Annotated in this window: 23 protein-coding genes; 12 read left to right on the forward strand and 11 right to left on the reverse strand. The window is 67.0% G+C overall.

Going from position 1 to position 26,512, the window contains the following annotated elements; translation table 11 throughout:
• Positions 1–18 precede the first annotated feature (18 nt).
• Positions 19–1,035 carry an aldo/keto reductase gene (locus DID99_RS11350; protein ID WP_124666698.1) on the reverse strand — a complete coding sequence of 339 codons (1,017 nt, stop codon included), beginning with the start codon at positions 1,033–1,035 and terminating at the stop codon, positions 19–21.
• A 138-nt stretch (positions 1,036–1,173) separates the two neighbouring features.
• On the opposite strand from DID99_RS11350, the gene DID99_RS11355 reads away from it, so the two are divergent.
• Positions 1,174–2,085 (forward strand): LysR family transcriptional regulator, encoded by a 912-nt coding sequence (locus DID99_RS11355; RefSeq protein ID WP_124666699.1) that lies wholly within the window; start codon positions 1,174–1,176, stop codon positions 2,083–2,085.
• A 51-nt stretch (positions 2,086–2,136) separates the two neighbouring features.
• Here the strand turns inward: DID99_RS11355 and DID99_RS11360 are convergent, their stop codons facing one another.
• Positions 2,137–3,291 (reverse strand): porin, encoded by a 1,155-nt coding sequence (locus tag DID99_RS11360; protein WP_124666700.1) that lies wholly within the window; start codon positions 3,289–3,291, stop codon positions 2,137–2,139.
• Positions 3,292–3,672: 381 nt separating this feature from the next.
• On the opposite strand from DID99_RS11360, the gene DID99_RS11370 reads away from it, so the two are divergent.
• Together DID99_RS11370 and DID99_RS11375 are read left to right on the forward strand one after the other, a co-directional pair.
• Positions 3,673–4,776 carry an OpgC domain-containing protein gene (locus DID99_RS11370; protein WP_044843341.1) on the forward strand — a complete coding sequence of 368 codons (1,104 nt, stop codon included), beginning with the start codon at positions 3,673–3,675 and terminating at the stop codon, positions 4,774–4,776.
• Between the two features lie 61 nt (positions 4,777–4,837).
• Positions 4,838–5,776, forward strand: coding sequence for an esterase family protein (locus DID99_RS11375; protein ID WP_124520705.1), 939 nt, complete (start codon positions 4,838–4,840; stop codon positions 5,774–5,776).
• A gap of 130 nt (positions 5,777–5,906) precedes the next feature.
• Here DID99_RS11375 and DID99_RS11380 read toward each other — a convergent pair whose 3' ends face one another.
• Positions 5,907–7,145, reverse strand: a complete 1,239-nt coding sequence (locus DID99_RS11380; protein ID WP_124646312.1) for an SfnB family sulfur acquisition oxidoreductase — start codon at positions 7,143–7,145, stop codon at positions 5,907–5,909.
• Positions 7,146–7,438: 293 nt separating this feature from the next.
• Between DID99_RS11380 and DID99_RS11385 the strand changes: the two genes are divergently transcribed.
• Both DID99_RS11385 and DID99_RS11390 read left to right on the forward strand, forming a co-directional pair.
• Complete coding sequence (locus DID99_RS11385) at positions 7,439–8,704, forward strand: acyl-CoA dehydrogenase family protein (RefSeq protein WP_044843227.1); 1,266 nt, start codon at positions 7,439–7,441, stop codon at positions 8,702–8,704.
• A complete protein-coding gene (locus DID99_RS11390; RefSeq protein WP_124666701.1) occupies positions 8,701–10,101 on the forward strand; it encodes an LLM class flavin-dependent oxidoreductase in 1,401 nt (466 codons plus the stop codon). The genes DID99_RS11385 and DID99_RS11390 overlap by 4 nt, the downstream gene beginning before the upstream one ends.
• Positions 10,102–10,218: 117 nt before the next feature.
• Here DID99_RS11390 and DID99_RS11395 read toward each other — a convergent pair whose 3' ends face one another.
• The gene (locus DID99_RS11395; protein ID WP_124666702.1) at positions 10,219–11,433 is read right to left on the reverse strand and encodes an FAD-dependent monooxygenase; all 1,215 of its coding nucleotides are present in this window, start codon (positions 11,431–11,433) and stop codon (positions 10,219–10,221) included.
• 183 nt (positions 11,434–11,616) lie between these two features.
• Between DID99_RS11395 and DID99_RS11400 the strand changes: the two genes are divergently transcribed.
• The 3 genes from DID99_RS11400 (at position 11,617) to DID99_RS11410 (ending at position 14,549) form a co-directional block, all read left to right on the forward strand.
• A complete protein-coding gene (locus tag DID99_RS11400) occupies positions 11,617–12,561 on the forward strand; it encodes a LysR family transcriptional regulator (protein WP_124488134.1) in 945 nt (314 codons plus the stop codon).
• A 113-nt stretch (positions 12,562–12,674) separates the two neighbouring features.
• Positions 12,675–13,433: an SDR family oxidoreductase gene (locus DID99_RS11405; RefSeq protein ID WP_124666703.1), complete on the forward strand. Its 759-nt coding sequence runs from the start codon at positions 12,675–12,677 to the stop codon at positions 13,431–13,433.
• Between the two features lie 138 nt (positions 13,434–13,571).
• Positions 13,572–14,549 carry a helix-turn-helix domain-containing GNAT family N-acetyltransferase gene (locus DID99_RS11410; RefSeq protein WP_124666704.1) on the forward strand — a complete coding sequence of 326 codons (978 nt, stop codon included), beginning with the start codon at positions 13,572–13,574 and terminating at the stop codon, positions 14,547–14,549.
• 13 nt (positions 14,550–14,562) lie between these two features.
• On the opposite strand, the gene DID99_RS11415 is transcribed toward DID99_RS11410, so the two are convergent.
• From DID99_RS11415 to DID99_RS11435, 5 genes are all read right to left on the reverse strand, one after another.
• A complete protein-coding gene (locus tag DID99_RS11415; RefSeq protein WP_044843221.1) occupies positions 14,563–14,895 on the reverse strand; it encodes a cupin domain-containing protein in 333 nt (110 codons plus the stop codon).
• A 104-nt stretch (positions 14,896–14,999) separates the two neighbouring features.
• Positions 15,000–16,427, reverse strand: a complete 1,428-nt coding sequence (locus DID99_RS11420; RefSeq protein ID WP_124666705.1) for an MFS transporter — start codon at positions 16,425–16,427, stop codon at positions 15,000–15,002.
• A gap of 311 nt (positions 16,428–16,738) precedes the next feature.
• Complete coding sequence (locus tag DID99_RS11425) at positions 16,739–18,217, reverse strand: sensor domain-containing diguanylate cyclase (RefSeq protein WP_124488138.1); 1,479 nt, start codon at positions 18,215–18,217, stop codon at positions 16,739–16,741.
• Between the two features lie 142 nt (positions 18,218–18,359).
• Positions 18,360–19,454 (reverse strand): TrkA family potassium uptake protein, encoded by a 1,095-nt coding sequence (locus tag DID99_RS11430; protein ID WP_124666706.1) that lies wholly within the window; start codon positions 19,452–19,454, stop codon positions 18,360–18,362.
• Between the two features lie 60 nt (positions 19,455–19,514).
• On the reverse strand, positions 19,515–20,849 hold the full coding sequence (locus DID99_RS11435) for an FAD-binding oxidoreductase (RefSeq protein WP_124666707.1): 1,335 nt from the start codon (positions 20,847–20,849) through the stop codon (positions 19,515–19,517).
• 246 nt (positions 20,850–21,095) lie between these two features.
• Between DID99_RS11435 and DID99_RS11440 the strand changes: the two genes are divergently transcribed.
• On the forward strand, positions 21,096–21,743 hold the full coding sequence (locus tag DID99_RS11440; RefSeq protein WP_124666767.1) for a hypothetical protein: 648 nt from the start codon (positions 21,096–21,098) through the stop codon (positions 21,741–21,743).
• Positions 21,744–21,973: 230 nt separating this feature from the next.
• Here DID99_RS11440 and DID99_RS11445 read toward each other — a convergent pair whose 3' ends face one another.
• Both DID99_RS11445 and DID99_RS11450 read right to left on the reverse strand, forming a co-directional pair.
• Complete coding sequence (locus tag DID99_RS11445; protein WP_124666708.1) at positions 21,974–22,258, reverse strand: hypothetical protein; 285 nt, start codon at positions 22,256–22,258, stop codon at positions 21,974–21,976.
• A 352-nt stretch (positions 22,259–22,610) separates the two neighbouring features.
• Positions 22,611–22,820 carry a hypothetical protein gene (locus tag DID99_RS11450; RefSeq protein WP_044843214.1) on the reverse strand — a complete coding sequence of 70 codons (210 nt, stop codon included), beginning with the start codon at positions 22,818–22,820 and terminating at the stop codon, positions 22,611–22,613.
• Between the two features lie 533 nt (positions 22,821–23,353).
• Here DID99_RS11450 and DID99_RS11455 point away from each other — a divergent pair.
• The 3 genes from DID99_RS11455 (at position 23,354) to DID99_RS11465 (ending at position 26,471) form a co-directional block, all read left to right on the forward strand.
• On the forward strand, positions 23,354–24,208 hold the full coding sequence (locus tag DID99_RS11455; protein ID WP_044843213.1) for a helix-turn-helix domain-containing protein: 855 nt from the start codon (positions 23,354–23,356) through the stop codon (positions 24,206–24,208).
• A gap of 120 nt (positions 24,209–24,328) precedes the next feature.
• Positions 24,329–25,996, forward strand: a complete 1,668-nt coding sequence (locus DID99_RS11460; protein ID WP_124666709.1) for an ATP-dependent helicase — start codon at positions 24,329–24,331, stop codon at positions 25,994–25,996.
• Positions 25,997–26,009: 13 nt separating this feature from the next.
• Complete coding sequence (locus DID99_RS11465) at positions 26,010–26,471, forward strand: hypothetical protein (protein WP_124666710.1); 462 nt, start codon at positions 26,010–26,012, stop codon at positions 26,469–26,471.
• Positions 26,472–26,512 lie beyond the last annotated feature (41 nt).

Below are 26,512 nucleotides of genomic sequence, written 5' to 3' on the forward strand. Positions count from 1 at the left end.
CACCGCCATGCGCGCCGTTCAGGCACCGTGCGCCGGCCCCCGTCCCTGCTCGCTGTCGAGGTGCGCCATCTGCGCGGCCGGATAACGCTCGCCGGCAGCCGCCCCGGCGGGAACCGCCGCTTCGATGCGGGCGAGATCACCGACCGTTAGTTGCAATTTAGATGCCTGAAGCGCGTCCTGGAGTTGCGTGCGCTTGCGTGCGCCGATCAGCGGCACGATGTCGTCGCCGCGCGACAGCGCCCATGCGATCGCGATCTGCGCCGGGTTGCTGCCCTTCTCGTCGGCGATCGCGCGCAGCGCGTCGACCAGCGCGAGGTTGTGCGCGAGGTTCTCGCCCTGGAACCGCGGGCTGGCCGCGCGGAAATCGCGCTCGCCCTGCCGCGCCGCGCTCCAGCCGCCGCCGAGCAGCCCGCGCGACAGCACGCCGTAGGCCGTCACGCCGATCCCGAGTTCGCGGCACACCGGCAGGATGTCCGTCTCGATCCCGCGCGACAGCAGCGAGTATTCGATCTGCAGGTCGGCGATCGGCGCGACGGCCGCCGCGCGGCGGATCGTGTCGGCCCCGACCTCCGACAGGCCGATGTGGTGCACGTAGCCGGCCTTCACGAGATCGGCGATCGCCCCGACCGTCTCTTCGATCGGCACCGCCGGATCGACGCGCGCTGGCCGGTAGATGTCGATGTGGTCGGTGCCGAGCCGCTTCAGCGAATACGCGACGAAATTACGGATCGCCTGCGGCCGCGCGTCGTAGCCGACGAACGCGCCGGCCGGATCGCGCAGCGCGCCGAACTTCACGCTGATCAGCACCTGGTCGCGCGTGCGGCCGCGCAGCGCGTCTCGGATCAGCATCTCGTTGTCGCCCATCCCGTAGAAGTCGCCGGTATCGAGCAGCGTGATCCCGTTGTCGAGCGCCGCGTGCAGCGTCGCGACGCTTTCGTCGCGATCCGCCGGCCCGTAGAGATCCGACATCCCCATGCAGCCGAGCCCGATCGCCGATACCTGCGGGCCCGTGCGGCCCAGTTGACGCTTGTCCATGTCCGTTTCCTCGCGGTGGTGAGTGAATGAACCGGATTCTGGGCGTAATGCGGCGCGCGATAAACGCGAAACGCCCAACCAAATCATTCGACGCTGATTAACAATGGAGCCTCCCGATCCGTCACGTTTCCGCCCCGCATGGACCATCTGCATGCAATGCGCATCTTTGCGCGCGTCGCCCACCTCGGCAGCTTCACGAAAGCCGCCGAGCAGTTGCAATTGCCGCGCCCGACCGTCAGCAATGCCGTCCAGTACCTGGAGAAGCACCTGAAGGTGCGCCTGTTGCAGCGGACGACGCGGCGCGTCGCGCTGACCGCGGAAGGCGCGACCTACTACGAGCGCTGCACGCGACTTCTGGCCGACCTGGACGACGCCGAGACGCTGTTCGACGAAGCCGGTGCGTCGCCGCGCGGCCTGATCCGCGTCGACCTCCCCGAGCGCTTTGCACTGGACAAGGTGATTCCGGCGCTGCCGGATTTCCACGCACGCTATCCCGACCTGCGCGTCGTGCTGAGCACGACCGACCGCTTCGTCGATCTCGTCGCCGACGGGATCGACTGCGCGGTGCGGGTCGGCGTGCTGTCCGACACGTCGTTGGTCGCGCGGCGCGTCGGCGAGATGGCGCAGATCAACTGCGCGTCGCCCGCGTATCTTGCGCGATACGGCACGCCGCGCTCGCCGGACGATGTGCCCGACCACGTCGCGGTCGGCTATTTCTCGAGCCGCACGGGCCGCGAGCTGGACTGGGAATATGCAGACATGGATTCCGGCGCGCTGCAGACCGTGAAGATGCGCAGCGTGGTCGCGGTGAACAGCTCGCACGCGTATCTCGCGTGCTGCCTCGCGGGCCTCGGGCTGATCCAGGCGCCGCGCGACGGGCTCGCGCCGCTGCTGGAAGACGGCTTGCTGGTCGAGGTGCTGCCGGAATGGCATGCGGCGCCGCTGCCGGTGTCGGTCGTGTTTCCGAACGGCCGGCATCTGGCGCCGCGCGTGCGGATCTTCGTCGACTGGCTCGCGCACACGCTCGACGACGCGCACCGGGCGCAATGACGACGGCCGGCGCCAGGGCAGCCCACCCCGGGCGCCGGCCGGTCAAGCGCATCAGAACTTGTGGCGGATCGCGGCGCGCACCGCGAACTGGTTCGCCGACGACGACGGACCGTCCGTCCCGACCACGTAGCCGCCGTCGGCCGCGGTGCCCGTCTTGTCGCCGGCGACCTTCTGCCATGCGCCCTGCAGGTAGACGTCGGTGCGCTTGGACAGGCTGTAGTCGGCCATCAGCCCGACGGTGTGATATTTCGGCTTGAACGAACCGGCTGCGGCGTCGAACTTGCCGTCGGTATACACGTACTGCGCGCCGAGATAGAAATCGGGCGTGAGCTGGTACTTGCCGTTGATCTCGAAGTTCTGGAACCTGGTCGCCGTGAGCCCGAGGCCGTCGAACGTCGACGCCGGCAGGTAGACGGTCGACACCGGGTTCTTCACGTCGGTCTTCGTATAGACGAAGCCGACCGTCGCCGGACCGAACGTATAGTTGATGCCGCCGCCGAAGATCCGCAGGCGGTCGGCGACGAAGTTCGCGTCGTCGGCCGCGATCGCGCCCGCATTGCCGACGCCCGGGCTGTTCGCCTGCAGATACGCGGCCGCGACCTGCAGCCCGGCCAGCGAATACTGCGCGCCGATGCTGTACTGGCGGTTGGTCGAGAAGCCCGTGCTGTTGCTGAAGCTGTAGGTGCCGCCGAACGACAGCCCGTTCCAGTCGGGACTCGCGTACTTGACCGCGTTGTTGACGCGGAAGGAGTTGTCCGTGTTGTCGTTGTCGAACGGGTGCGAGAACAGCGTGCCGCCCCAGTTGCCGTTCGCGGTGAGCGGCGCGAGATAGTCGACGACCGCATCGTACTGGCGGCCGAAGGTCAGCGTGCCGAAGCGCGACGCGCTCAGCCCGACGAACGCCTGGCGGCCGAACATCCGGCCGCCCTGGTTGAACCGGCCGTTGTTCACGTCGAAGCCGTTTTCCAGCGTGAAGATCGCCTTCAGCCCGCCGCCGAGGTCCTCGCTGCCCTTCAGGCCCCAGCGGCTGCCCTGCGCATAGCCGCTCGCGAGCTGGTAATTCGTTTTTCCGACCCCGTTCACGCTCACGTTGTTCGTGTAGTTGAAGCCCTCGTCGATCAGGCCGTACAGCGTCACGCTGTCCTGCGCGAAGGCCGGCGCGGCGAAAGCAGCCAGCGCGGCGGCAAAAATGACGTGCTTCTTCATGACGGATCTCCGGAGCCGGGTGCCGGGCAGGCCATTCGCCCGGCGATTGTTTGGTCTGTTTTATAGAGGTGGCCCGCAGGGCGGACTGCGCGGTGTGCGGCCGCGAGGACAAAATGGTGTCACGTCGCAAACCGCCCGTCCATCGGGGCGTGGGCGCGGCCAGCAAAGCGTTGCGCTCGTCCAACTGCCCTGTTTTTCCGATGCCATGAGCACGCTTATCGGCAGCGGCCGGCCGGCCCGCTATCCGCGTAAACCCGGACGGCACCGTATCGGTGGCACAATGCGCATCCGTTCGTCATTTCTTCACGAATTCATGCTTCACCCCGATTCATGCGCGGCAGGTGCCGGCCGCGCACGCGGCGCGCGCCGGGAGGCGGCCCGATGACCGCCGCCGCCCGGGCCGGCCGCTACGCCGAACTCGATTTCTTCCGCGGCCTCGTGCTGCTGGTGATCGTCGTCGATCACATCGGCGGCAGCATCCTGTCGCGCGTGACGCTGCATGCGTACGCGCTGTGCGATGCGGCCGAGGTGTTCGTGTTCCTCGGCGGTTTCGCGACCGCCATCGCGTACAACTCGCTCGCCGAGCGCCACGACGAGGCCGCCGCGCGCCAGCGTTTCATCCGCCGTGCGTTCGAGATCTACCGCGCATTCCTCGTGACGGCCGGCCTGATGCTGCTGATCACCGCCGTGCTGAACGCGTTCTCGATCGACGGCCCGAACATGCCGACCAACGATCTCGACGGCCTGCTCCACAAGCCGCTCGCCGCGCTGCGCGACATCCTGCTGTTCCGCCGCCAGCCGTATCTCGCGTCGGTGCTGCCAATGTATGCGTTCTTCGCGCTGCTCGTCCCGCTCGCGCTGCCGCTCGCGCGCACCCAGCCGTGGCTGATGCTCGCGTTCAGCGGCTCGCTCTGGTACGCGGCGCCGCACGTCGCGCGCTTCTTGCCGACCGTCGAAGGCGCGCCGTGGGACTTCAACCCGTTCGCGTGGCAGTTCCTGTTCGTGCTCGGCGTGATCGCGCGCTGCCAGCCCGTCTACCAGACGCTCGCGCCGAAACCCCAGGGCTGGCTGCTGACGGCCGTGTCGCTCGCGATCGTCGCGGCCGGCGCGTACTACCGGCTGCGCGTCGAGCCGTTCCCGACCGATCCGTCGATCAAGCAGAACCTCGGCGCGCTGCGGCTCGCGAACTTCCTCGCGATCGCGTGGCTCGCGGCCAAGCTCGTGCACCTCGGGTGGATGAAGAAGGTCGCGCACGCGATGCCGTGGATCGGCACGATCGGCCGCCAGGGGCTGCTGTGCTTCGTCGCCGGCACCGGCATCTCGCTCGCGGTCGACTCGCTGCTCTACCAGGCGACCGAAGGCTATCTCGACGTGCCGCTCGGCCTGGCCGCCGACGTCGTCGCGATGGGCCTGCTGTATCTCGTCGCGAAGCTTTATGCGCCGCTGGTGTCGCGGCTGTCGTTCCCGTTCCGTACGCGGCGATGACGTGCCGCGCCGTCACGCGCCGCTGCTACGATAGCGGGCGCCTCTCCTGAAACGCTTCGCCATGCGCCGACTCGCCCTTCCGTTCGCCGTCGCCCTGATCGCCGGCTCCATCGCCACTGCCCACGCCACGCCGGGCGGGCCCGCGGCCGCGCCGGCGACGTCCGCGCCCACGATCGTCCCGCCCGCAACGGTGGCGCCGGCCGCCCAGGAACCGCCGGTGAATCCGGGCAGCAGCGTCGTGCTGCGCGCGTTCCGGTCAGCGTCGCTCAAGCGCGACTGGTCGTACACGGTCTACCTGCCGCCCGGCTATAACCCGGAAGGCGCGCGCTACCCGGTGCTGTACCTGCTGCACGGCAATGCCGGCAATGCAAACGACTGGATCACGCAGGGCCGGCTGCAGGCCACGGCCGACACGCTGATCGAACGCCGCGAGATCCCGCCCGTCGTGATCGTGATGCCGCAAGGCGGCACCGACTGGTACGTCGACCGCAAGGAGAAGATGCAGAGCGCGTTCCTGAACGACCTGCTGCCGGAAGTCGAAGCGCACTTCGCGGTGTCGAACCAGCGCGCGGGCCGCGCGATCGGCGGCGTGTCGATGGGCGGCTTCGGCGCGCTGCGTTTCTCGCTGCTCGAACCGGGCCTGTTCTGCGGCGCGATGCTGTTGAGCCCCGCGATCTACGCGAACGAGCCGCCGCTCAATTCCGCCGCGCGCTATGTCGGCGTGTTCGGCGACCGGCAGTTCGACCCGCGCGTGTGGCACGAGCTGAACTACCCGGCCCTGATGCGCGGCTATTTCGCGCGCAACTGGCGCGTGCCGATGTTCATCGCGGCCGGCGACGACGACCTGACGATCCAGGCCGAATCGAGCGTGCTGTACACGCAGCTGCGCCGCGCGCAGAACCCGGCCGAACTGCGCATCGTCGATGGCGGGCACACGTGGGACGTGTGGCGCGGGGTGCTCGGGTCGGGGTTGAAGTACGCGCTGGAATGCGTGAAGTAATGCGTGACGTAATGGAGCCGGCCGACGCGTCAGGCAACCGCACAACGATCACCTGACGCCGCTTCCTACTCTGCGCCGGCGTCACCGGCGCAAGGCGCGCGCCGCGCTGTCGCGCTGCCTCGCGGCCGATTCAATTCCACGCGTGACGCGCCGGCCGAACGCCGTTCAGGTAGTAGTTGCCGACGAGGTGATACTTCCACCGCACCGGATCATGCAGCGTGTGCGTGCGCGCATTGCGCCAGTGCCGGTCGAGATTGTGTTCGGCGAGCGTCGACTGCGTGCCCGCCAGCTCGAACAGCTTCTCGCCCGCTAGCAGCGCGATCTCGGTCGTCAACACCTTCGCCTCGCCGACCGCGACCGATGCACGCGCGACATCGTCGTCGGTCACCGTGCCGCGCGCGCCGATCTCGTCGAGCGTGCGCGCCGCACGTTCGAGCAGCGCTTCCGCCGCATGCAGCTGGATGTGCAGACGGCCGATCTCGCGGACGATCAACGGATCGTCGGCCGCCCGCTCGACGCCGCTGTCGACCCACGGCCGCGTGCGCGTGCGCACGAACGCCTCCGTATCGGCGATCGCGGCCTTCGCGATGCCGGCATCGATCGCCGCCTGAATGATCTGCGACAGCGGGCCGTTGAGCGTCGGCTCGTCCGACACGCGCTGCGCGTGCAACACATGCGAAGCCGGCACGCGCACGCTGTCCAGCACCACCGTGCCGCTCGCGGTCGTGCGCTGCCCGAAGCCCGACCAGTCATCGATCACGGTCAGCCCCGGCGTCGGCTGCGGGATATAGGCGAGCCACGCCTGCTGCGCATCGTCGAGGCCGAGCACCGGCACGTAATGCGCGAACAGTGCGCCGGTCGAATAGAACTTCGTGCCGTCGACGACATAGTCGTCGCCGTCGCGCCGCACGCGCGTCTTCAGGTCGAGCACGTGCTTCGTGCCCTTCTCCGAGAAGCCGTTGCCGAAGCGCTTGCCGCTCAGGATCTCCGCGAAGAAATGGCGCTTCTGCGCATCGGTGCCGGCCAGCGCGATCACGTCGACCAGCCCGAAGTGGTTCTGCGGCAACTGCCCGAGCGACGCATCGGCCGCCGCGACGATCTTGATCACCTCGGTGAGCGTCACGTTCGAGACGCCCGCGCCGCCGTAGGCCTTCGGCACCGTGATCGCCCACAGCCCCGACTGCGAGAACCATTCGATCTCGTCGCGCGGCAGCCGGCGCTCGCGGTCCCGCTCGGCCGCCCCTTCGGCCAGCCGTTGCGCGAGTGCCTGCGCAACCGCGATCGCCTGCGCGTCGTCGGCGATCACGCGGGCCACCTGCGGTCTTGCGTCGGCCGGCCGGTCCTGAATCGTCGCGCTCGTATCTGACATCGGGCTCTCCTGTCGAATCACGAAAGCACTCAATCTAGCAGCGCGCCGCAGGCCGGCAAACCGAGCGATTCTCGTAACGATATTCCTTTGGATAACAAACGACATCGCACGGCACCGCATCCGCTTCCGCGCTTCGGCGTCGCAATCGACGCCCTGGCGTCGACGTTTCACGGCGCCGTTCGCGTAATGCGTAGCGACGATAACGATCTGCGAATCCGTTATTGGAACGTGCGCGTCGTGCTTCCTATACTGGGCTCCCGGTGCAAACGGCCCCGCCCTACGAGGAACCCCGCATGACTTCGTCGCACGCAGATACCGAATTGTCCACCGGCACCGACTACGACGCACTCGCGAGCCGGTTCCGGCCGATCTTCGACCGGATTGCCGCCGGCACCGCCGAGCGCGAACGCCGCCGCGAACTGCCGTACGAAGCGATCGGCTGGCTCAAGGCCGCCGGCTTCGGCGCGATACGGCTGCCGGTGCGTGACGGCGGCGCCGGCGCGTCGCTGCCGCAGCTGTTCCGGCTGCTGACCGAACTCGCCGCCGCCGACTCCAATCTGCCGCAAGCGTTGCGCGGCCACTTCGCGTTCGTCGAGGACTGGCTGAACGCGCCGCCCGGGCCGCAGCGCACGACGTGGTTCGATCGTTTCGCGAGCGGCCAGCTCGTCGGCAATGCGTGGTCGGAGGCCGGCGACGTTCCGCTCGGCCAGACGATCACCAAGGTATCGGAGCAGAACGGCCGGCTCGTGTTGAACGGCCGGAAGTTCTACAGCACCGGCAGCCTGTTCGCGGACTGGATCGACGTGTTCGCGCAGCGCGAAGAGGATGGCAGCGACGTGATCGTCGCAATCGCCACCGGGCAGCCCGGCGTGATACTCGAAGACGACTGGGACGGCTTCGGCCAGAAAACGACCGGCAGCGGCACGACGCGCTTCGAGAATGCGGCGGTCGACGCCGACCACGTGATCGATTTCGCACGCCGCTTCAAATACCAGACCGCGTTCTACCAGCTGTTCCACGTCGCCACGCTGGCTGGCATCGGCCATGCGATCGTGCGCGACGCGGGCGAGCTCGTGCGCGGCCGCACGCGCGTGTACAGCCACGGCAACGCCGCGCGCGCCGGCGACGATGCGCAGCTCCAGCAGGTGATCGGCGAAATCGCGTCGTGGGCCTATGCGGCCGATGCGCTCACGCTGCGCGCTGCGCAACCGCTGCAGCAGGCGTACGTCGCACGCTTCGGCGGCGACGACGAAGCCGAACATGCCGCCAACGTCGCCGCCGAAATCGAATCCGCGCAGAGCCAGCTCGTCGTGTCGGAACTCGTGCTGCGCGCGGCGACGCGCCTGTTCGACGCGCTCGGCGCATCCGCGACGCGCAGCACGACCGCGCTCGACCGTCACTGGCGCAACGCGCGCACGGTGTCATCGCACAATCCGCTCGTCTACAAGGCGCGGATCGTCGGCGACTGGGTCATCAACGGACGCACGCCACCGTTCGTCTGGCGCGTCGGCAACGGTGCAGGTGCGCAAGCCGGCACGGAAACGGGAGCGGCGCGATGAGCAAGACCATCCGCTTCAACGCGTTCGAAATGAATTGCGTCGGCCATCAGTCACCCGGCCTGTGGGCGCATCCGCGCGATCGTTCGTGGCAGTACAAGGATCTCGACTACTGGACCGATCTCGCCCGAGTGCTCGAACGCGGGATCTTCGACGCGATCTTCATCGCGGACGTGATCGGCTATTACGACGTCTACCAGGGCAGCAACTACCACGCGCTGCACCAGGCCGCGCAGATCCCCGTCAACGATCCGCTGCAGCTCGCCGCGCCGATCGCAACGGCGACCGAGCATCTCGGTATCGGCATCACCGCGTCGACGACGTTCGAGCATCCGTACACGTTCGCGCGCCGGCTGTCGACCGCCGACCATCACACGAAGGGCCGGCTCGCGTGGAATATCGTCACGTCGTATCTGGAAAGCGGCGCGAAGAACGTCGGCGACAACGGACTGCGCACCCATGACGACCGCTATGCGGTCGCGGCCGAATACGTCGAGGTGCTGTACAAGCTGTTCGAAGGCAGCTGGGAAGACGGCGCGGTCGTGCGCGATCGCGACGGCCGCGTGTTCACGCATCCGGAGAAGGTGCACGAGATCGGCCACAAGGGGCGCTTCTTCGACGTGCCCGGCTATCACCTGTGCGAGCCGTCGCCGCAGCGCACGCCGGTGCTGTTCCAGGCCGGCGCGTCCGGCCCCGGCAAGGCGTTCGCCGCGCAGCACGCCGAATGCGTGTTCGTCGCCGCGCCGACCCGCCCGCAACTCGCGCGCTATGTCGCCGACGTGCGCGCGCAGGCCGCCGCCGCGGGCCGCGACCCGCACGACGTGCTGATCTACAACCTCGTCACGGTGATCGTCGACGAGACCGACGAGAAGGCGCAGGCCAAGTTCGACGAGTACCGCCGCTATGTGTCGTACGACGGCTCGCTCGTGTTCATGTCCGGCTGGACCGGCATCGATTTCGGCCAGTACGCGCCGACCGATCCCGTCCGGCGCGTCGAGACGAACGCGATCGTGTCGGCCGTCGAGCATCTGGCCGGCGGCGATACCGCGTGGACGATCGAGGAACTGGCCGCGTGGGGCGGCATCGGCGGGATGGGGCCCGTGTTCGTCGGCTCCGCGCAGACCGTCGCGGACATCCTGCAGGAATGGGTCGCCGCGACCGACGTCGACGGCTTCAATCTCGCGTATGCCGTTGCGCACGAAACCTTCGAGGACATCGTGCGCTACCTCGTGCCGGAGTTGCAGCGGCGCGGCGTCTATCCGACCGAATATGCGCCGGGCACGCTGCGCGAGAAGCTGTTCGGTGCGTCGGCGCGGCTGCCGGACAACCATCCGGCCGCGCGGTTTCGCGACATCGAACAGGTCAAGCGCGACGCGCAACAGGTGGCCGACTACGCGTGACGGCCAGCCGGGCTGGCCAGCCTGCACGAGGGCTGGCCAGCCGCCCCGACGAACGACCGTGCAACTGCCGCGCCGATCACCGGTCGCGCTGCCGCCGATCGCACCGCGCCCTGCCGCTCACAGCCACGTCCCGCCCTGCCGCTCGTTCGGTTCATCGGCGAGCGCGTCGAAATCGTGAATCCAGTCCAGGTGATGCAGCACGCTGTCGCGCTCGCCGAGACGCGCATTGCGCGCCTGCGCGGCCGGCCCGTCGGGCAGATGCAGCACGTCGGCCGCGGAGATCGACGCGTACTGCACCTTGCGCGTGCGGCCGCGCCGCAGCCGCTCGTACGCTTCCTGCGCCTCGCGCCAGTTGCCGCGCCCGGCCTTCGCCAGCTGCGCGGCCAGCACCATCGCGTCCTCGATCGACTGGTTCGCGCCCTGCCCGTGATGCGGCACCAGCGCATGCGCGGCGTCGCCGATCAGCGTCACGCGCCCGCGGCTCCAGCGGCCGAGCGGCGGCCGGTGGAACAGCCCCCAGCGTTGGCTGATCGGCACCGCGGTGATCATCTGCACCACCGCCGGATGCCAGTCCTTGAACAGGCGCAACTGCTCGCCCTCTTGCGCCGGCATGACCCAGTCGCGCGACGGCCACGGCGACGGATGACGCTCGACCAGCAGGAAGTTCTGGTCGCCGTTGTCGCCGATCGGATAGTGCAGCAGATGGCCGTGCGGCCCGACCCAGAACTGAATGGTCTCGGGATCGGGCAACAGGTCCATCCGCTCGGCCGGCACCACGCCGCGAAAGCCCGAGCACCCCGAATACAGCACGTCGTCGTAGCCGAGCATCCAGCGCCGCGTGATCGAACGCGCGCCGTCCGCGCCGATCACGAGATCGGCGTCGACGCGTGCGCCATTGGCGAACCTCAGCGTGACGCGATCCGGATGCTGCGCGAGATCGACGAGCCGATGGCCGAGATGAATCTGCTCGACACCGACCGCCTTCGACAGGATCGCCTGCAGGTCCGCGCGATGCACGCCCCAGTACGCGCCGCCGAACTGCCGGCGATAGTCGGGTTCGCCGCGATGATGCCCGATCACCGTGCCGCTGCGCCCGTCGCGATAGACGAGGCCGGGAATCTCCGCGCACACCGAGTCGAAAGCCGGCCGTAATCCCATCCGTTCGTAGAAGCGCGTCGCGTTGGCCGACAGCGCGACGGCTGCCCCCACCTCGCGCAGCACGTCGGTCTGCTCGTACAGTTGCGCGTCGATGCCCAGCTCGCGCAATGCAAGCGCCAGCGTCAGGCCGCCGATGCCGGCCCCGACGATCGCGATCCTCAGATTCGTCTGCATGATGAACGTGTCTCCGATATTCAGATGGTGAGTGGTCGAGACCGCGGTGCGCGTGCCCCGCCCGGCGCGCCTGTCGAATGCGAGCGCCGTATCGGTATTTTCAGCAGCGCCCCCTTATCCCACAATAAAATGCAGGGAATCTGCCTCATCACCAAACGGAATGATCGGAGACAACCCGGAACCATGGAACTGAGCGAGATCGACCTCAATCTGTTGCTGCTGTTTCAGCGACTGATGCAGGAGCGGCGAGTGTCGACCGTCGCCGAGCAGATGAACATGAGCCAGCCGGGCGTCAGCAACGCGCTCGCGAAGCTGCGCCGCCGGCTCGGCGATCCGCTGTTCGTGCGCGGGCCGGGCGGCGTGGTGCCGACACCGTTCGCGCTGCGCCTGGCCGAACCGGTTGCGCACGCGCTGTCGACGCTGCATGCCGCGCTCAACCCCGAGACCGGTTTCGATCCGCTGCGCGCATCGCGCACGATGACGATCGGGATGACCGATATCGGCGAAGTCGTGTTCCTGCCCGCGCTGCTCGAACACCTGTCGCGCACGGCACCGGGCATCGCGCTCAATACGGTGCGCAACACGAGCGTCAATCTCGCCGACGAGATGGCCGACGGCCGCGTCGATCTCGCGATCGGCCTGCTGCCGCAGTTGCAGGGCGGGTTCTATCAGCGCCGGCTGTTCGATCAGCGATACGTGTGCCTGTTCCGGCGCGGGCATCCTCTCGAGGACGCGCCGCTGACCGTCGACGCATGGCGAGCGGCCGAGCATCTCGTCGTGGTGTCGGCCGGCACCGGTCACGGCCAGGTGGACGAATGGCTGAAGCGCCGCCGCGTGAAGCGCCGCGTGCGGCTGACGGTGCCGCATTTCATGAGCGTCGGCTATATCCTGCAGCGCACCGACCTGATCGCGACCGTGCCGGAACACCTGGCGCTGCAGCTCGCCGCGCCGTTTTCGCTCGGCTGGCGCGCGTTGCCGGTCACGCTGCCGGGCGCGCCGATCCACATGCTGTGGCATGCGCGCGTGAATCAGGATGAGGGCAACCGGTGGCTCAGGGACGTCGTGGTCAGCCTGTTCGCGGAAGCCGGAACGCGTGGACGCAAGGCCGCGCCGACGCGCAAGGCATAGCCGCTCGCGTCGCGAAATCCGGCGTGCGCGGTAGGATGTCGCTTCGACCGGCGCGGCGAGTCCATCGCGCGCCCGCCGCCGCTTTCCTCATCCAACCCGCAGGAAATCAAGCCATGTCTGCCTCGAAGAAGTTCGCCGCCGTCACGGGCGCCGGATCCGGCATCGGTCGTGCCGCGGCAATCGCGCTCGCGAGCGCCGGATTTGCCGTCGCGCTGATCGGACGCAAGGAAGCCTCGCTGCGTGAAACGAAAGAGGCGATCGTCGCCGACGGTGGCGACGCACACGCGTTTCCGGCCGACGTCACCGACGAAGCGTCGGTCGAACACGCATTCGCGCAGATCGCGCAGCGGTTCGGGCGGCTGGACGTCCTCTTCAACAATGCCGGGCGCAATGCGCCGGCCGTGCCGCTCGACGAACACGAGTTCGACGTATGGAACGACGTCGTCGCGACGAACCTGACGGGCGTCTTTCTGTGCGCGCGGGCCGCGTGGCGCCTGATGAAGGCGCAAACGCCGCAGGGTGGCCGGATCATCAACAACGGCTCGATCTCCGCCTATACGCCGCGCCCGAACACGATCGCGTACACGGCCACCAAGCATGCGGTGGCCGGCATCACCAAGTCGCTCGCGCTCGACGGCCGTGCATACAACATCGCGTGCAGCCAGATCGACATCGGCAACGCGGCGACGTCGCTGACGGATCGCATGACGGAAGGCGTGCTGCAGGCCGACGGCCGCATGGCGCCCGAGGCGCGGATGGACGTCACGCATGTCGCGAATGCGGTCGTTCAGATGGCGACTCTTCCGCTGGACACGAACATCCTGAACATGACGATCATGGCGACGACGATGCCGTTCGTGGGACGGGGATAAAGCCCGGCGCCGCGCCGTTTCTGCCGCGCCGGGCCGCGATGCCGGGCACGTCGCCCGGCTGCCCGGCGCCGCTCGTCCTTGACAAGTTGCGTGTCGCAACTAATATTACTTGCGACACGCAACTTTCCCGGGCTCGCCATGGACCTCATCGATATTCCGTCGAAGACGCGCGAAGCGACGATCCTCGAGCTTCGGGACTTCTCGCGCAAACTGGTTCGCGAACTGGGTTTCATGCGGGCGACATTGGCCGACAGCGATCTGGCGCCGTCTGCCGTTCACGCCGTTCTCGAGATAGGCATGGCGCCCGGCATCAGCGCGAAGGATCTGGGCAGCATTCTGCGTCTGGATAAATCGAACGCGAGCAGGCAGCTTTCGCGGCTCGAAACGGCCGGCTTCGTGACGCGCCGCATCTCGCCCGACGATGCGCGTGCGACGCAGCTGTACCTGACTGCCGACGGGCAGAAACTGCGCAAGAAGATCGACCAGTTTGCGACACGTCAGGTGTCGAATGCGTTACGCCGGATGGTTCCGGCGGACCAGCAAACCCTCGTCCGCGCCCTCGCGCTTTATAGCGATGCGCTCGCGCAAGACAATGCCACCGACGCGCGCACGCCTAAAGCGGACACCACGCAGATCGTCGACGGCTACCAGCCCGGCTGTATCGGCGACATAGCAAGCCTTCACGCGCGGTTCTATTCGGAACACTGGGGGTTCGGCGCTTTCTTCGAGAAAAAGGTGGCGACCGAACTCGCGGAATTTGCCGGCACCCTGCCGGCCGAAGGCAAGGCTCTGTGGCTCCATGCCGAACACGGCCGCGCGCTCGCCTCGGTCGCGATAGACGGGAATAAAGCCACGGGAATCGCACATTTGCGGTGGTTCATCGTCGACGATGGATTGCGTGGCTTCGGGATCGGACGGGAACTGATGACGCGCGCCATGCATTTCGTCGATGAGCAGCAGTTCGACGAGACCTACCTGTGGACGTTCAAGGGGCTGGATTCGGCACACCACCTATATGAATCGTTCGGTTTTGCGCTGACCAGCGAATCGGAGGGCGCGCAATGGGGAACCAACGTCGTCGAGCAGCGCTTCAGCCGGCGGCGGCCAGGTCGATAAGTCGCCGCACGTTTCATCGATCGTGATAGATCGCGAGCCAGACCGACCGTTCTTCAGGATGCGTCCACGCGACACGATGCCGGCAATGCGGTTCGATCAGCACGTAATCGCCGGGGCGCATGTCGTGCAGCGTCGCGTCCGCTTCGAACTCGAGCACCGCGGCGCCTGACAGCAGCACGACCCATTCGGCACGCGAATCGTCGTACCAGAATCCATCGGGACTCGTGTGCCCCATCGACACGATCCGCTCGACGTTCAGGCGCGATCCCGCGACGAGCACGTCGACGCGCTCGTCGTCGCCGCGCGCACCTTCGAGGCTGAACAGGTTGCCGGTCTGGCGTTGCATGGTTCGACTCCGGGTCGGCCTTCGGCTGAAGGCGAATGACGCCAATGTAGCGCGAAGGCCGGCATCGCGGCGAACTTGTTTGCGGGTTCCGGCAAGCGCTGCATTCACGCGGCCGCCTCGGCGTCGATATCGCGCGCCGTCGGTTCATGACGCACGATCAGCAGGAACACGATCGGCGTGGCCGCGCTGACCGCGACGACCCAGAACATGTCCGTGCCGAGACGGGCCTGCAGGATCGGCAGCACGAACAGCGCGAGCGCCTGGCCGATCCCGCACAGCGAGCGTCCGAAGCCGACACCGGTGCCGCGGATCGCTGCCGGATAGGACAGCGTCGGATAGATCATCATCTGCGCACCCGGCCCGAAACCTTCGGCGAACAGCCATGTGCCGAGCATCAGCAGCACGAGGCCGATCGCGAGCGCGCCGTGCGGATGCCCCGCCAGCGCGAGCGCGACGAGTGCGACGAACTGCAGCGCGAAGCCCGCGATCGCGACGTGACGCGACGGATATCGATACGCGAGACGCATGCCCAGCAAGCCGCCCGTCAACGCGAACAGCACGTTCAGCGCAAGCGACGCCGCGATCGTCTCGAACACGCCCGCGCCGAGAAACTGCGACAGGATCGACGGCAGGAAGAACGCGATCGCCGTGTATTCGAACGGAATGCACAGGTTCATCACGCTGGCGACGATCGTTCGGCCGAGATACGGACGCTGGAACAGCACGCGAATCCGCACGGGCGGCGGGCTAGGCTCGCGCGGCGCGTCGTCCGCTTCATGGGCGTGAATGCCGTACGACTCGCGCAGGATGCGCGCGGCATTGGCCAGGTCGCCCTGGTTCGCGGCCCACAACGGCGATTCGTTCATGAAGCGATTCCGGACCAGGATGATGACGAGCGCCGGCACCGCGCCGAAGATCAGCGACGCCCGCCACAGCCAGCCCGCATGCTCGGCCGGCAGCAGGAAATACATGCCGAAGATCAGCAGGAAGCACACCGACGACGCCACGTACCACATCGGGCACCACGCAGCGAGCCGCGACGCCTTGTTGCCACGGCCGTTGAACTTCGAGAATTCCGCGAGAAACGCCATCGCGACGGGCAGGTCGATGCCGACCCCGAGCCCCATCACGAAGCGCGCGGCAATCAGCACCCAGACGTTCGGCGCGAGCCCGGCCGCGATCGCCGCGACGACGAAGAACAGCATGTCGGCCATGAACACCTGATAACGGCCGATCCTGTCGGTCAGCCATCCGCCGATCAGGCTGCCGAAGATCGTGCCGATCATGATCGCCGAGCCGACCAGCCCCGTCAGCGCGGGCGTCAGGCCGAATTCGCGCGCGACGTCGTCGATGCCGTACGACAGTGTCGTCAGGTCGTACGCGTCGAGAAACACGCCGCCGAGCGCGAGCAGCACGATCATCCGCGCGTGGCTGACGGAACTGTCCGTCGTATTGATCAGGCGCGCGACATCGCTCGCGGAGCGGATGGGCGCGGAAACCGGCGTGACTGCGCTCAGATCGATCGAACTCATCGCATTCCCTTGTTCGCCGCATGGCCGGCGATGTCCACATGGAGACAGGAACCCGACACGTGCATGCACGCTCGCCATCACATGAAAAGTGGATGCTGGAGCGTCGACACACAGGCATTCGGGTTCCGGAAGCGACGATTCTGTTCCCGCGATCCGGCATTCCCAACCGATATAAACCGATAAATTATTCGGTGTACGTCATAAAGTTTCGCGGCCGCGTACGCCTGGCAGGCACGCGCAGGTGCAATCGCGACCGCGGCGGGCTCGAGGCAATTCGAGCGCGGCCACGCGCCTGCACGTCGCGCCAAGCGTCATGCCGGCGGCTGAAACGCGACGACCTTGTTCCGGCCGGTCGCCTTCGCGTAGTACAACGCTTCGTCGGCAGCCTTGATCACGGCCTCGGCCTCGGCATCGTGCTCGGGCGTCCAGCTCGCCAGGCCGATACTGGCCGTGACGTGCCCGTGTTCGCTGCCGGCGTGTTCGAGCGGCAGCTCGTCGATCGCCGCGCGAATCCGCTCGGCAATCTGGGCGGCACCCGTCTCGGCGGTATCGGGGAGCAGCACGACGAATTCCTCTCCGCCATAGCGGGCTGCGGTGTCGGCCGGCCGGCGAATGTTGTCGCCGATGCAGCGCGCAACCGCAGCCAGCGCATCGTCTCCCGCCTGGTGGCCGTAGGTATCGTTGTAGGCCTTGAAGCGGTCGACATCGACGAACAGCAACGAGAACACCGATCGCGCGCGCCGCGCGCGACGCCATTCGCGGTCCAGCACTTCCGCGAAGCTGCGGCGATTGTTCAGGCCGGTGAGACCGTCGGTGCGGGCGAGCAGCACGAGTTCCGACTCGGCGCGCATCCGGCGCCGGAGTTGCGTGCCGAGCATGAAGGACACCCCGATGAACGCGGCGCCGAACGTCGCCACCAGCGCGCCGATCGTCACGGCGCGGTGCCGCCAGGCCGCATAGATATCCTGCTCCGCTTCCGCGACCATGATGATCAGCGGGAGCTTGGGTAGATGTTTGAAGTAATAGAGACGGCGCACCCCGTCGATCGACGACGTTTCAGAGAACGAGCCCTCTGGCGCGGTCTGGAATCGCCGGAAGGTCGCGGCTTTGCTGATGTTGCGCCCGATGGTATGCACGTCGTACGGCTGGCGCATCACCATCACGCCGTCGTTGCCGATCAGCGAGATCGAGCCGTGCTGTCCGAGCGACAGGCCGGCGAACAGTTGGTGGAAATACTCGAGGTTGACCGCAATGAGCACGACGCCGGCAAACGAGCCGTCCGGGTTCGAGATCCGCCGCGAGAGCCCGATGCTGGGCGAGCCTCTTCGCAGGCGCGATATGAACGGATCGCTGACGTAGAGCCCTGCGTCCGGATTGTCGCGGTGGATGGTGAAATACTTGCGATCGGCGAAATTGCCGTGACGCGGCTCGTCGCCGGCGGAATCGAGGACGATGTTGCCGCTGGCGTCGAGCACCAGCATCGAGCCGAGAAACTCTGCCGTCATGGCGTGATCGAACAGCACGGCGCGCCGCAAGCTCGCGGGCGCGGTCATCACGTCGTGACGTTGAAGCCCCGCGATGACAGCCTGCAGCGACAGGTCGTAGAGTTCGAAATTGCGTTCGATGTCACGCTCGGCGATCAGGCCGAGATTGCGGGAGGTTTCGCTCGCCCGCGCGAGCGCGTCGTTACGGCTCTGGAACAGCTGCAACACGCACAGACCCATGAGCGCGCACGCAATCACGATACCGATCACGACGATGGTATAGGGCGCCGTCGACCTGAATTGCATGTGTCTCCTCGATGATCACGCTCGTGCGCGGCGCACGACGCGATTACCTCATACTAAATAACGCGCGGGGACATATCAAGCGGGGTTGCCCCGGTCACCGCGCGGCATGGCGCACGATGCCGGGATGCTGCACAACCGTCCCTCACACATCCGGATCCGGAATTCGCGCCGACTGAATCACGACCAGCGTATCCCCCGCCTCGATCCGGCACGGCGGATCCTCGTAGAACGAATGGATCTTCCCGCAGCGATCGAGCCCGACGACGATCGCGCCCGGCACGACGTTCGTCATGCAGCCGATTTCGTGCGGCAATGCCTCGCGCTCCAGCAGCGTCGCGCGCCCGCGCGTCGACAGCATGTCGTTCACGAACGGCACGATGTAGCGGCTATGCACCGCATCCGCGAGCAGCAGCGCGCCGATCTTCGTCGACGACACGATCACGTCCGCGCCCGCCTGCCGCAGCTGCCGCTGATACAGGTTCTCCTGGATCCGCACGACGATCTTCGTCTCGGGCGCGATGCTGCGCACCGACAGCGTCAGCAGGATCGCGGTCGGGTCGTCGGTCACCGAGATGATCACGGCCTTCGCCGAGCGCACTTGCGCCTGCTGCAGCAGATCCTCGTGCGCGGGATCGCCGAGCAGCCCCGTCACGCCGAGCGACGTCGCTGCCTCGAGCGCCTGCTGCTGCGGGTCGATCACGATGACCGTCGACGGATCGATACCGCTCTCGAGCAGCTCGCGCACGGCGATCGACCCCGACAGGCCGTAGCCGCACACGACGATGTGATCGGACAGTTGCTTCTGCAGGCGTTTCATGCGGAATTCCTCGATGACGCGCTGGATCACGAACTGATACGCCGTGCCCAGGAAGATGAACCAGATGCCGATGCGGATCGGCACGATGAAGAACGCATCGATCAGACGCGCGCGCGCGGTGACCGGCACGATGTCGCCGTAGCCGACCGTCGCGACCGTGACCATCGTGAAGTACACGAGATCGGCGACGTTCATCGGCGTGCTCTTGGTCGAATCGCGCAGGCCGTCGCGATCGAGATACAGCACGAGAAACGCGAGCATGCACAGCACCACGACCGCGCCGAGACGGAACAGCAGCGTGCGCCGCGGCGACGTCGCGGGACGCGTGAACAGCGTGCGCGCACGCGGCGCCTGCCACGGATCGCGGGCACGACGCAGGCGTGAGCGCAACGAGCGGCGCTTGTCGGAGGGCGTTGCCAACGGGGAATCTCCTGAAGATTGCGGGCTCGATTCTACGACGGGAACACGCGGGCCCGTCCGCTACAGCATGCTGCGCGGCCGCACCATCGTCCCGTCGGCGAAACGCCCGGCGCGGAACGCCGCCAGGTCGAGCGACGGCGCGCCCGTATCGACCCATTCGGCCAGCAGCCGCCCGACGATCGGCCCCATCGCGAAGCCGTGCCCGCAGAAGCCGGTCGCGATCGCGAGCCCGGACGGCATGCCGGGCGCGTCGATCACCGGAATCCCGTCGGGCAGCACGTCGATCAGGCCGGCCCAGGCCTCGACGATCTGCGCGTCCTTCAGCGCGGGGAAGATCGCCTTCAGCTTCGCGAGCGCGCGCGGCGCATGCGCGCGATTCGGCTGCGGCTGCGGATCGCGCGGCTCGATCGGCCCGCCTCCGCCGCCGATGCGCGCGCAGGCATCGCGCCACGCGGCGCCATTCAGATGCAGCCGGAACTTCTCGCGCTGCGACCAGAATTCCGGCCAGAACAGGCTCAGGCCGCGCAGATGGCCGAGCGTCAGGTCGACGTCGACCTGCATGTCGTCGGCGAGATTGATCGCGCCGTTGCTGCGTTGCCGGATGCCGAGGCCGTGCCCCCAGATCGTCGACGCGGACACGTCGGGCAACACGTTGGTGCGCATGCAGGTGCCGCGCACGGCCTGCTGCGGCAGCCGGATGCCGACGCCGTCGAGCAGCCGGAAGCTGGTCGCGCCGGCCGCGCAGATCACGCGCCGCGTGCGGATCGTGCCGCGCTCGGTCACGACGCCGACGACCGCGCCGCCGGCCGTCTCGATCGCCGTCACGCCGCAGCCTTCGAAGAAACGCGCGCCGGCTTGCGTCGCGCGCGCCGCGAACGCGGCGGCCACGCGGCGCGGTTCGGCCTGCCCGTCGGTCGCCGTATACAGCCCGCCGAGCGTGCGCGCCTGCGTCGACAGCCCGGTCACGCGTTCGTCGATTTCCGCGCGCGTCAGCGTGCGCGTGTCGAGCCCGTGTTCGCGCGCAACGGCGAGCCACGCCTGGAACGACGCCCAGTCATCGTCGTTGTCGGCGATATAGAGGCAACCGCCCTGCCGCCATTCGAGGTCGAAGCCGAGCGCCTGCTCGAGCCCTTCCCAGATCCGCATGCCGGCCATCATCAGCGGCACTTCGGCGGACTCGCGGCCCTGCTGCCGCACGAAGCCCCATGCGCGCGTCGATTGCTGGCCGGCAATGCGCGACTTGTCGAGCACGACGGCCTTCAGGCCGCGCAGGCCGAGGTAGTAGGCGGCCGCGCAGCCCATGATGCCGGCGCCGGCGATCACGATGTCGGCTTCGGCCGGAAACGCCGTGTCGGCGTGCGTCAATGCGTCGTGCAGCGGATAGGTGGTCGTCATTGTTCTCTGTTGGCGTCGATACGCCGGCACACTCATCGGCGTTCGCGATGGCATGCGCCGGACAGGCGCCCGGATTGAGGATCGGGATGGCGAACGTGGGGGAAAGTCGATGAACGATCCGGTGCGCGGCCGCGGCCCCGCCATCGGTGACGGTTGCCCGTCGACCGTCCCTGTTTTTTCGCCTTGACGGCGCTATGTTACCGCGCGATAAACTGTATATCCATACAGTATTTCTTCAGCAGTAACATGATCCTCCCCCCATTCGATCCCCCGAAGCTGAACGACCTCACCGAATGGTGGACGAAGTGCACCTACGCCGACGTCCAGCGCCTGATCCTCGAGGTGCAGCACCTTCGTCTGACGCTGTGGGAACTGAAAGCGCACGTCGCGGATGCATCGCGCGGAATCCGCGTGCTCGATCCGGCCATGCTCGCGCACGGCTCCGCACTGAGACGGCTGACCTACCTGCTCGAAAAGGAAATCGAGCGCGCGAATCCGATCGGCCGCACGCGCGACGTGTATGCACCGTTTTCCGATGAATGGCGCGCGCGTGAAGCGCTGCGATGTGCATTGCGCGCGCAGCCCGAACCCGCGGAAACCGGCACGCTTCCCTGCACGATTCCGGAATTCCAGCGCATCACCTGGGCCGAGCTTCGCGATCGCTGGCGTCACCTGAGCGACAAGCAATCGAGCCGGCAGAACATCGAGCAACGCATGGTGCTCGAGATCGCGCGTCAGCGATCCGTGATCCTCGCGCGCGCGCGAAAACTCGTCGATGCCGCGATCGCCGAAGCGGCGGCGGAAGGCAAGCAGTTGTTCGCGCTCGATCAACTCAAGCGGCTGCTGTCCGTCGAGCGGGAAGACGGAGAGCCGTTCACGTATATGCCGGCGTAAGGCGATTCGAATTCGGCGGTCATTTTTCGAGGGTTCTTCGATGTCATTCGTGTTCCTGATCATGACGACATGACGATACTTTCCCGTGCAATGCGTCGGGCAGGCCATGCTTCATTGATCAATGCCGAAGGCGCGACGACCGCGAGGTCATCGCAACACAAGGACGTTATCGAAGATCGAAAGGCGCGGTTCGCGCCGGGACGATCCCGGTGCAACCGGTACCGGGGTGATCAGTGTGGATAGCTCAACCGACGCGTTTGCGTGCGCGCCGTGCGGTTGTACGGCTGAAGCCGCGCGAGCTGTTCGATCGACATCGTGACGACTTCGAGCACATGCCGTGCGATCTCGTCGTCCGTCATGCCGGCGTCGACGTACTGTTCGATGCTCATCGTTCGGGGCGGATGGCTGCCTGCGTCGTCGTCGACGATGTAAATCCTGGCGGTACGGTGCTCCGACGACAACATGAGCTGGACAGTTTTACCGAGAACGACGATCTGCATGCACAAAGTGGCCATTCGCTGCCTCCAATTGCGTTGCCTTCAATCGAGCATCGAACGATACCTCACAACCCGGGCGATGAATCTACTCGCTTCCCCGGATATTCGAAACCATCAGGAATCAATCGCGGGCCGGCTGTCCATCGCCTTCCGCGAACCTTTCTGCCGGGCGCGACGATCCGGGCGCGTCGCCATGCGGCAACGGCGCCACGCGGCAAAGGCGAGAAGGTGCGCGCGACCCCGCCGCGCCTCCGGGCGTCACTCGTAATTTTCGCTTTGAATGGGGGGCGCCCGTTCGGCGCCCTAATGGCTCACGGTGCATGCACCGGCCGGTCGAGCCGGCGCCCGTCGTGCCCGGGCAAACGACGCGCTACGCGTAGCGGCTCAACCAGGCTTCGGAGAATGCTTTCGCGTAGGCGACGGCGTCCGCTTCGGTATCGAATTCGCCCAGCTTGCGGAAAGCGGCCTCGCGGCTGAAACCCAGCTTCGTGACCTCGACCTGGGCGGCATATTTGCCGTCCTCCGTCACGCGCGGTTCGCAGTTCATTTCGTACCCGCGCATCACAAATTTCTTCTGCATCGCTTCAACACTATTTTGAGACGGGCGAATCGTAGCATGGGGTTCCGCCGCGTTCATGCGCGTGCCCGACCAGAGCATCCCCATCGGTTTCATTAGAGTAAGCCGTCGAACCATCCGCGTGTAAGATCCGGGGCCAGCTGGCCCGACACGGACGCCATGTAAAAATTTGTCGCCGACGCAGCGGCACGATGCCGCGCTTCGGGTCGCCGACACGCCCTGCTCTGGTGCATTTCGTCGGCAGTGCGGTGCGATTACGTGCCGCTCGGCGAGGAATCGTGTCCCGGCGTCTCGCGATCCGCGTCCGAAGGTTGCGAACGGGCCAGTGGTGCCTGACGCACGCCTGTGGATCTAGCGTAACGTCGTGACACACCTTTCACAGAAAGGCACCGATTGCGACATGGAATGACACTCGTTTTGCGGTAAAGTTATCTTTTCCGCGCGTGGCCGGTCGGCTCGCCCCTGGACGTCATAAAGACTGTCCGCCGAGACTGCCGCAAGGCGTCGTTCTGAACGTCACGATCCGTTCCCGTAGCATGACCACTGAAGCAATCACCACGGATTCCCTCGCGGTTGCCGAGCGCGTGCGCGAGCTGATGACCCGCAACGGCATCGGCAAGCGCCAGCAAACCACCGAGCTGTGCCGCATCCTCGACCTGAGCTTTTCGCAGGGTCACCGCAAGCTGCGCGGCAGCAGCCCCTGGACGCTCGCGCAAATCAAGAAAGTCGCCGAAGCCTACGGCGAGCCCGCCGCTCAACTGTTCGGCGCGCAGACGCTCGACCCCGGCATGGTCGGCGCCTATTCGCAGGAGGCCGTCCTGTACGCCGGCGTCGCTGAAATTCCGTGCACCGCCTGGATCGGCGCGCCGCTCGAAGCCGGCGCGCGCCCCGAGTTCGTCGCGTACGAACAGAACGGCCGCTGGCGCGTGCTGCGCCATACGGGCGTGCTGTATCAGAACGCGTACGACGTGCACAAGATCGAGATCTATCCGCGCCGCGCGGAGAGCGACAAGCTCGTCGTCGCGGTGATCGATCCCGATCGCGTCAGCGCGACCGAGTTGTGCCGCTATCTCGAGCGGCAGGGATTCTCGACGGCCGCGTTCGACGGCCTCGCACCGTTCGTCGACGCGCTGCAGGGCCAGGCGTTCGACGCGGTCGTCACCGAATGGCTGTTCGACGACAGCACGGCCGCCACCGCGATCAAGGCGGTGCGCACGTCCGACAATCCGGGCGCGCCGATCTTCGTGCTGACGGGCGACCTGCTCACCGGCCGCGCGAGCGAAGCGGACATCAGCGAAGTGATCCGCGCATTCGACGTCGTCTGCTACGAAAAACCCGCGCGCATGGCGATCCTCAGCGCCGACCTCGCGAAGCGGCTCGCACGCGGGTAATTCCCGCACGCCGTCTACCTCTTTCGCATGGCCGGCGCCCCTGCGGCGCGGCGGTCGTGAACAGGTTCCTCAGTACAATAGCCGGACCCCGTTCACGACCGGCATCCGCCGCCCGACTTCATGGCCCGCCTCATTCCCGACGACTGGAAAAGCCTCGCCGCCACCGGCGCGGCCGAACGCGAGCGCGAGACGCTTGCCGCCCTCGAACACGCGCTGCCGGACAACTACACCGTCTATCACGGCGTGCACTGGACGCGTGCCGACCAGGGTTTCTCGGTGTTCGGCGAAGCGGCGTTCGTCGTCGTGAGCCCGGCCGGCCGCGTGCTGCTGATCGAGCAGAAGGCCGGCTTCCTGCGCGAAACGCCGAAGGGGCTCGTGAAGGTCTACCTGCAGAAGGAGCGCAACGTCCCGATCCAGCTCGCGCGCACGCAGGAGACGCTGCACCGGCGGCTGACCGCCGCGCTCGGCGCGGGCGTCTATGGCGTCGAGGCGCTGCTGTACTGCCCCGACTACGCGATCCGCGAGACGGCGATCGCCGGCGTCGCGGCCGACCGCATCGTCGATGCGTCGCGCAAGGCGCAGCTCGCGCAGGTGATCCTGCAGATCCTGCCCGAGCACGACGAGCAGCTGCCGAACGCAGCGAAGCTGCATCACTTCCTCGCGGACGAACTGGCGCTCACGCCCGACACGAGCGCGCTCGTCGGGCAAGCCGGCACGCTCGTCACGCGGCTGTCGGGCGGGCTTGCCGAGTGGGCGCGCCAGCTCGAGTTCACGCCGTTCCGCTTGCGCGTGACGGGCACCGCGGGTTCGGGCAAGACGCAGCTCGCGGTGCAGGCGATGCGCGACGCGGTCGTGGCCGGCAAGCGCGTGCTCTACGTGTGTTTCAACCGGCCGCTCGCCGACTACATCGCGCGCATCGCGCCGCCCGGCGCGAAGATCGCGAACTACCATCAGCTGTGCGACTGGGTCGCCCGCGATGGCGGCTATACGCCCGACTTCGACACGCCCGGCGCGTTCGAGCGGCTCGAGGCGCGCTTCGCGCAAGCGCCGATTCCGGAACGCTGGCGCTTCGATGTGCTGATCGTCGACGAGGGACAGGACTTCCACGCGCCGTGGGCGGCGGCACTGGAGCGCCTGCTGGCGCCGGACGCCGCGTGGTGGTGGCTGGAAGACCCGCTGCAGAACCTCTATCTGCGCGAGCCCGTCGCGCTGCCCGGCTGGGTCACGCTGAAGGCGCTGACGAACTACCGCAGCCCGCGCGACCTGCTCGAATTCGTGCGCGACGTCGTCGGCCGCGTCGAGCCGCTCGCGGCCGAACTGCGCTCGGGCAGCCCGTTCGACGGTTCCGATCCGTCGGTGTCGTCATACGGGGAAGACGGCGCGTCGGGCGACGCACTCGCCGAAGCGTGCATCGACGCGACCAAGCGCGCGATCACGCACGCGCTGTCGCTCGGCTTCCGCAAGCAGGACATCGCGGTGCTGTCATATCGCGGCCGCGAAAGCTCGGTGCTCGCGCGGCTCGACCAGCTCGGCCCGCACCGGGTCAAGCGCTTCACCGGCAAGTACGACCTGTTCGGCAACCCTGAATATCGCGAAGGCGACGTGCTGCTCGATTCGATCTACCGCTTCAAGGGGCAGTCCGCGCCGTGCGTGATCCTCACCGAGATCGACTTCGACACGCTCGACGCGCGTGCGGCCCGCAAGCTGTTCGTCGGCGCGACGCGCGCGACGATGAAGCTGCTGCTCGTCGCGTCGGCGCGCGCGGCGGCGCAGCTTGCGGGTGGATGACGCGGCGGAACGCATGAACCGCAATTTCATTCACGGGAACGTGACTTATCGAAGCGTGATCGGGCTCGAACAAATACCGTCCTTCCACGATGCCGAACTCGTTACGATCGACCATCGTCCGACCGATCGAGAGTTACGCCTTCGATTCAGTCGAGTCGGCGGTGACGTCAACACCTTCCGCTTCACCGGCGTCATCTGCCAGCGAGTGTTCGATTTTGCAGAACAGAACGTCGTGTCACGCCTTCTGATTTCCCCTGCCTACCCGTTCTCGGCAGCGGAGGTGGGCCAGTGGTTGAAATGGATCAACAGCAGAGAAGATTTCGAGGCGGCGAATATCGACGAGTCTCTGGCAAATCAGTATCTGGCCGATTTCGCCGCAGGTCGAAAGGCTCTGTTCGTACTCGATCCATCATGCGGCGCAGAGGTCGCGGTCTTGTGCGAGGCGATCGGGTTCAGCGCTCATCCCGCCGTCTGAACATCAGACGGCGTCACGTCGACGGTGAAACATGTCGAGGT

It is taken from the genome of Burkholderia sp. Bp8986 (assembly GCF_003854225.1).
Classification (GTDB): domain Bacteria; phylum Pseudomonadota; class Gammaproteobacteria; order Burkholderiales; family Burkholderiaceae; genus Burkholderia.

Bases quoted from the DNA above. Each gene is read 5' to 3' on its own strand.
- DID99_RS11350 (WP_124666698.1), bottom strand. From the start codon at position 1,035: ATGGACAAGCGTCAACTGGGCCGCACGGGCCCGCAGGTATCGGCGATC.
- DID99_RS11355 (WP_124666699.1), top strand. From the start codon at position 1,174: ATGGACCATCTGCATGCAATGCGCATCTTTGCGCGCGTCGCCCACCTC.
- DID99_RS11360 (WP_124666700.1), bottom strand. From the start codon at position 3,291: ATGAAGAAGCACGTCATTTTTGCCGCCGCGCTGGCTGCTTTCGCCGCG.
- DID99_RS11370 (WP_044843341.1), top strand. From the start codon at position 3,673: ATGACCGCCGCCGCCCGGGCCGGCCGCTACGCCGAACTCGATTTCTTC.
- DID99_RS11375 (WP_124520705.1), top strand. From the start codon at position 4,838: ATGCGCCGACTCGCCCTTCCGTTCGCCGTCGCCCTGATCGCCGGCTCC.
- DID99_RS11380 (WP_124646312.1), bottom strand. From the start codon at position 7,145: ATGTCAGATACGAGCGCGACGATTCAGGACCGGCCGGCCGACGCAAGA.
- DID99_RS11385 (WP_044843227.1), top strand. From the start codon at position 7,439: ATGACTTCGTCGCACGCAGATACCGAATTGTCCACCGGCACCGACTAC.
- DID99_RS11390 (WP_124666701.1), top strand. From the start codon at position 8,701: ATGAGCAAGACCATCCGCTTCAACGCGTTCGAAATGAATTGCGTCGGC.
- DID99_RS11395 (WP_124666702.1), bottom strand. From the start codon at position 11,433: ATGCAGACGAATCTGAGGATCGCGATCGTCGGGGCCGGCATCGGCGGC.
- DID99_RS11400 (WP_124488134.1), top strand. From the start codon at position 11,617: ATGGAACTGAGCGAGATCGACCTCAATCTGTTGCTGCTGTTTCAGCGA.
- DID99_RS11405 (WP_124666703.1), top strand. From the start codon at position 12,675: ATGTCTGCCTCGAAGAAGTTCGCCGCCGTCACGGGCGCCGGATCCGGC.
- DID99_RS11410 (WP_124666704.1), top strand. From the start codon at position 13,572: ATGGACCTCATCGATATTCCGTCGAAGACGCGCGAAGCGACGATCCTC.
- DID99_RS11415 (WP_044843221.1), bottom strand. From the start codon at position 14,895: ATGCAACGCCAGACCGGCAACCTGTTCAGCCTCGAAGGTGCGCGCGGC.
- DID99_RS11420 (WP_124666705.1), bottom strand. From the start codon at position 16,427: ATGAGTTCGATCGATCTGAGCGCAGTCACGCCGGTTTCCGCGCCCATC.
- DID99_RS11425 (WP_124488138.1), bottom strand. From the start codon at position 18,217: ATGCAATTCAGGTCGACGGCGCCCTATACCATCGTCGTGATCGGTATC.
- DID99_RS11435 (WP_124666707.1), bottom strand. From the start codon at position 20,849: ATGACGACCACCTATCCGCTGCACGACGCATTGACGCACGCCGACACG.
- DID99_RS11440 (WP_124666767.1), top strand. From the start codon at position 21,096: ATGATCCTCCCCCCATTCGATCCCCCGAAGCTGAACGACCTCACCGAA.
- DID99_RS11445 (WP_124666708.1), bottom strand. From the start codon at position 22,258: ATGGCCACTTTGTGCATGCAGATCGTCGTTCTCGGTAAAACTGTCCAG.
- DID99_RS11450 (WP_044843214.1), bottom strand. From the start codon at position 22,820: ATGCAGAAGAAATTTGTGATGCGCGGGTACGAAATGAACTGCGAACCG.
- DID99_RS11455 (WP_044843213.1), top strand. From the start codon at position 23,354: ATGACCACTGAAGCAATCACCACGGATTCCCTCGCGGTTGCCGAGCGC.
- DID99_RS11460 (WP_124666709.1), top strand. From the start codon at position 24,329: ATGGCCCGCCTCATTCCCGACGACTGGAAAAGCCTCGCCGCCACCGGC.
- DID99_RS11465 (WP_124666710.1), top strand. From the start codon at position 26,010: ATGAACCGCAATTTCATTCACGGGAACGTGACTTATCGAAGCGTGATC.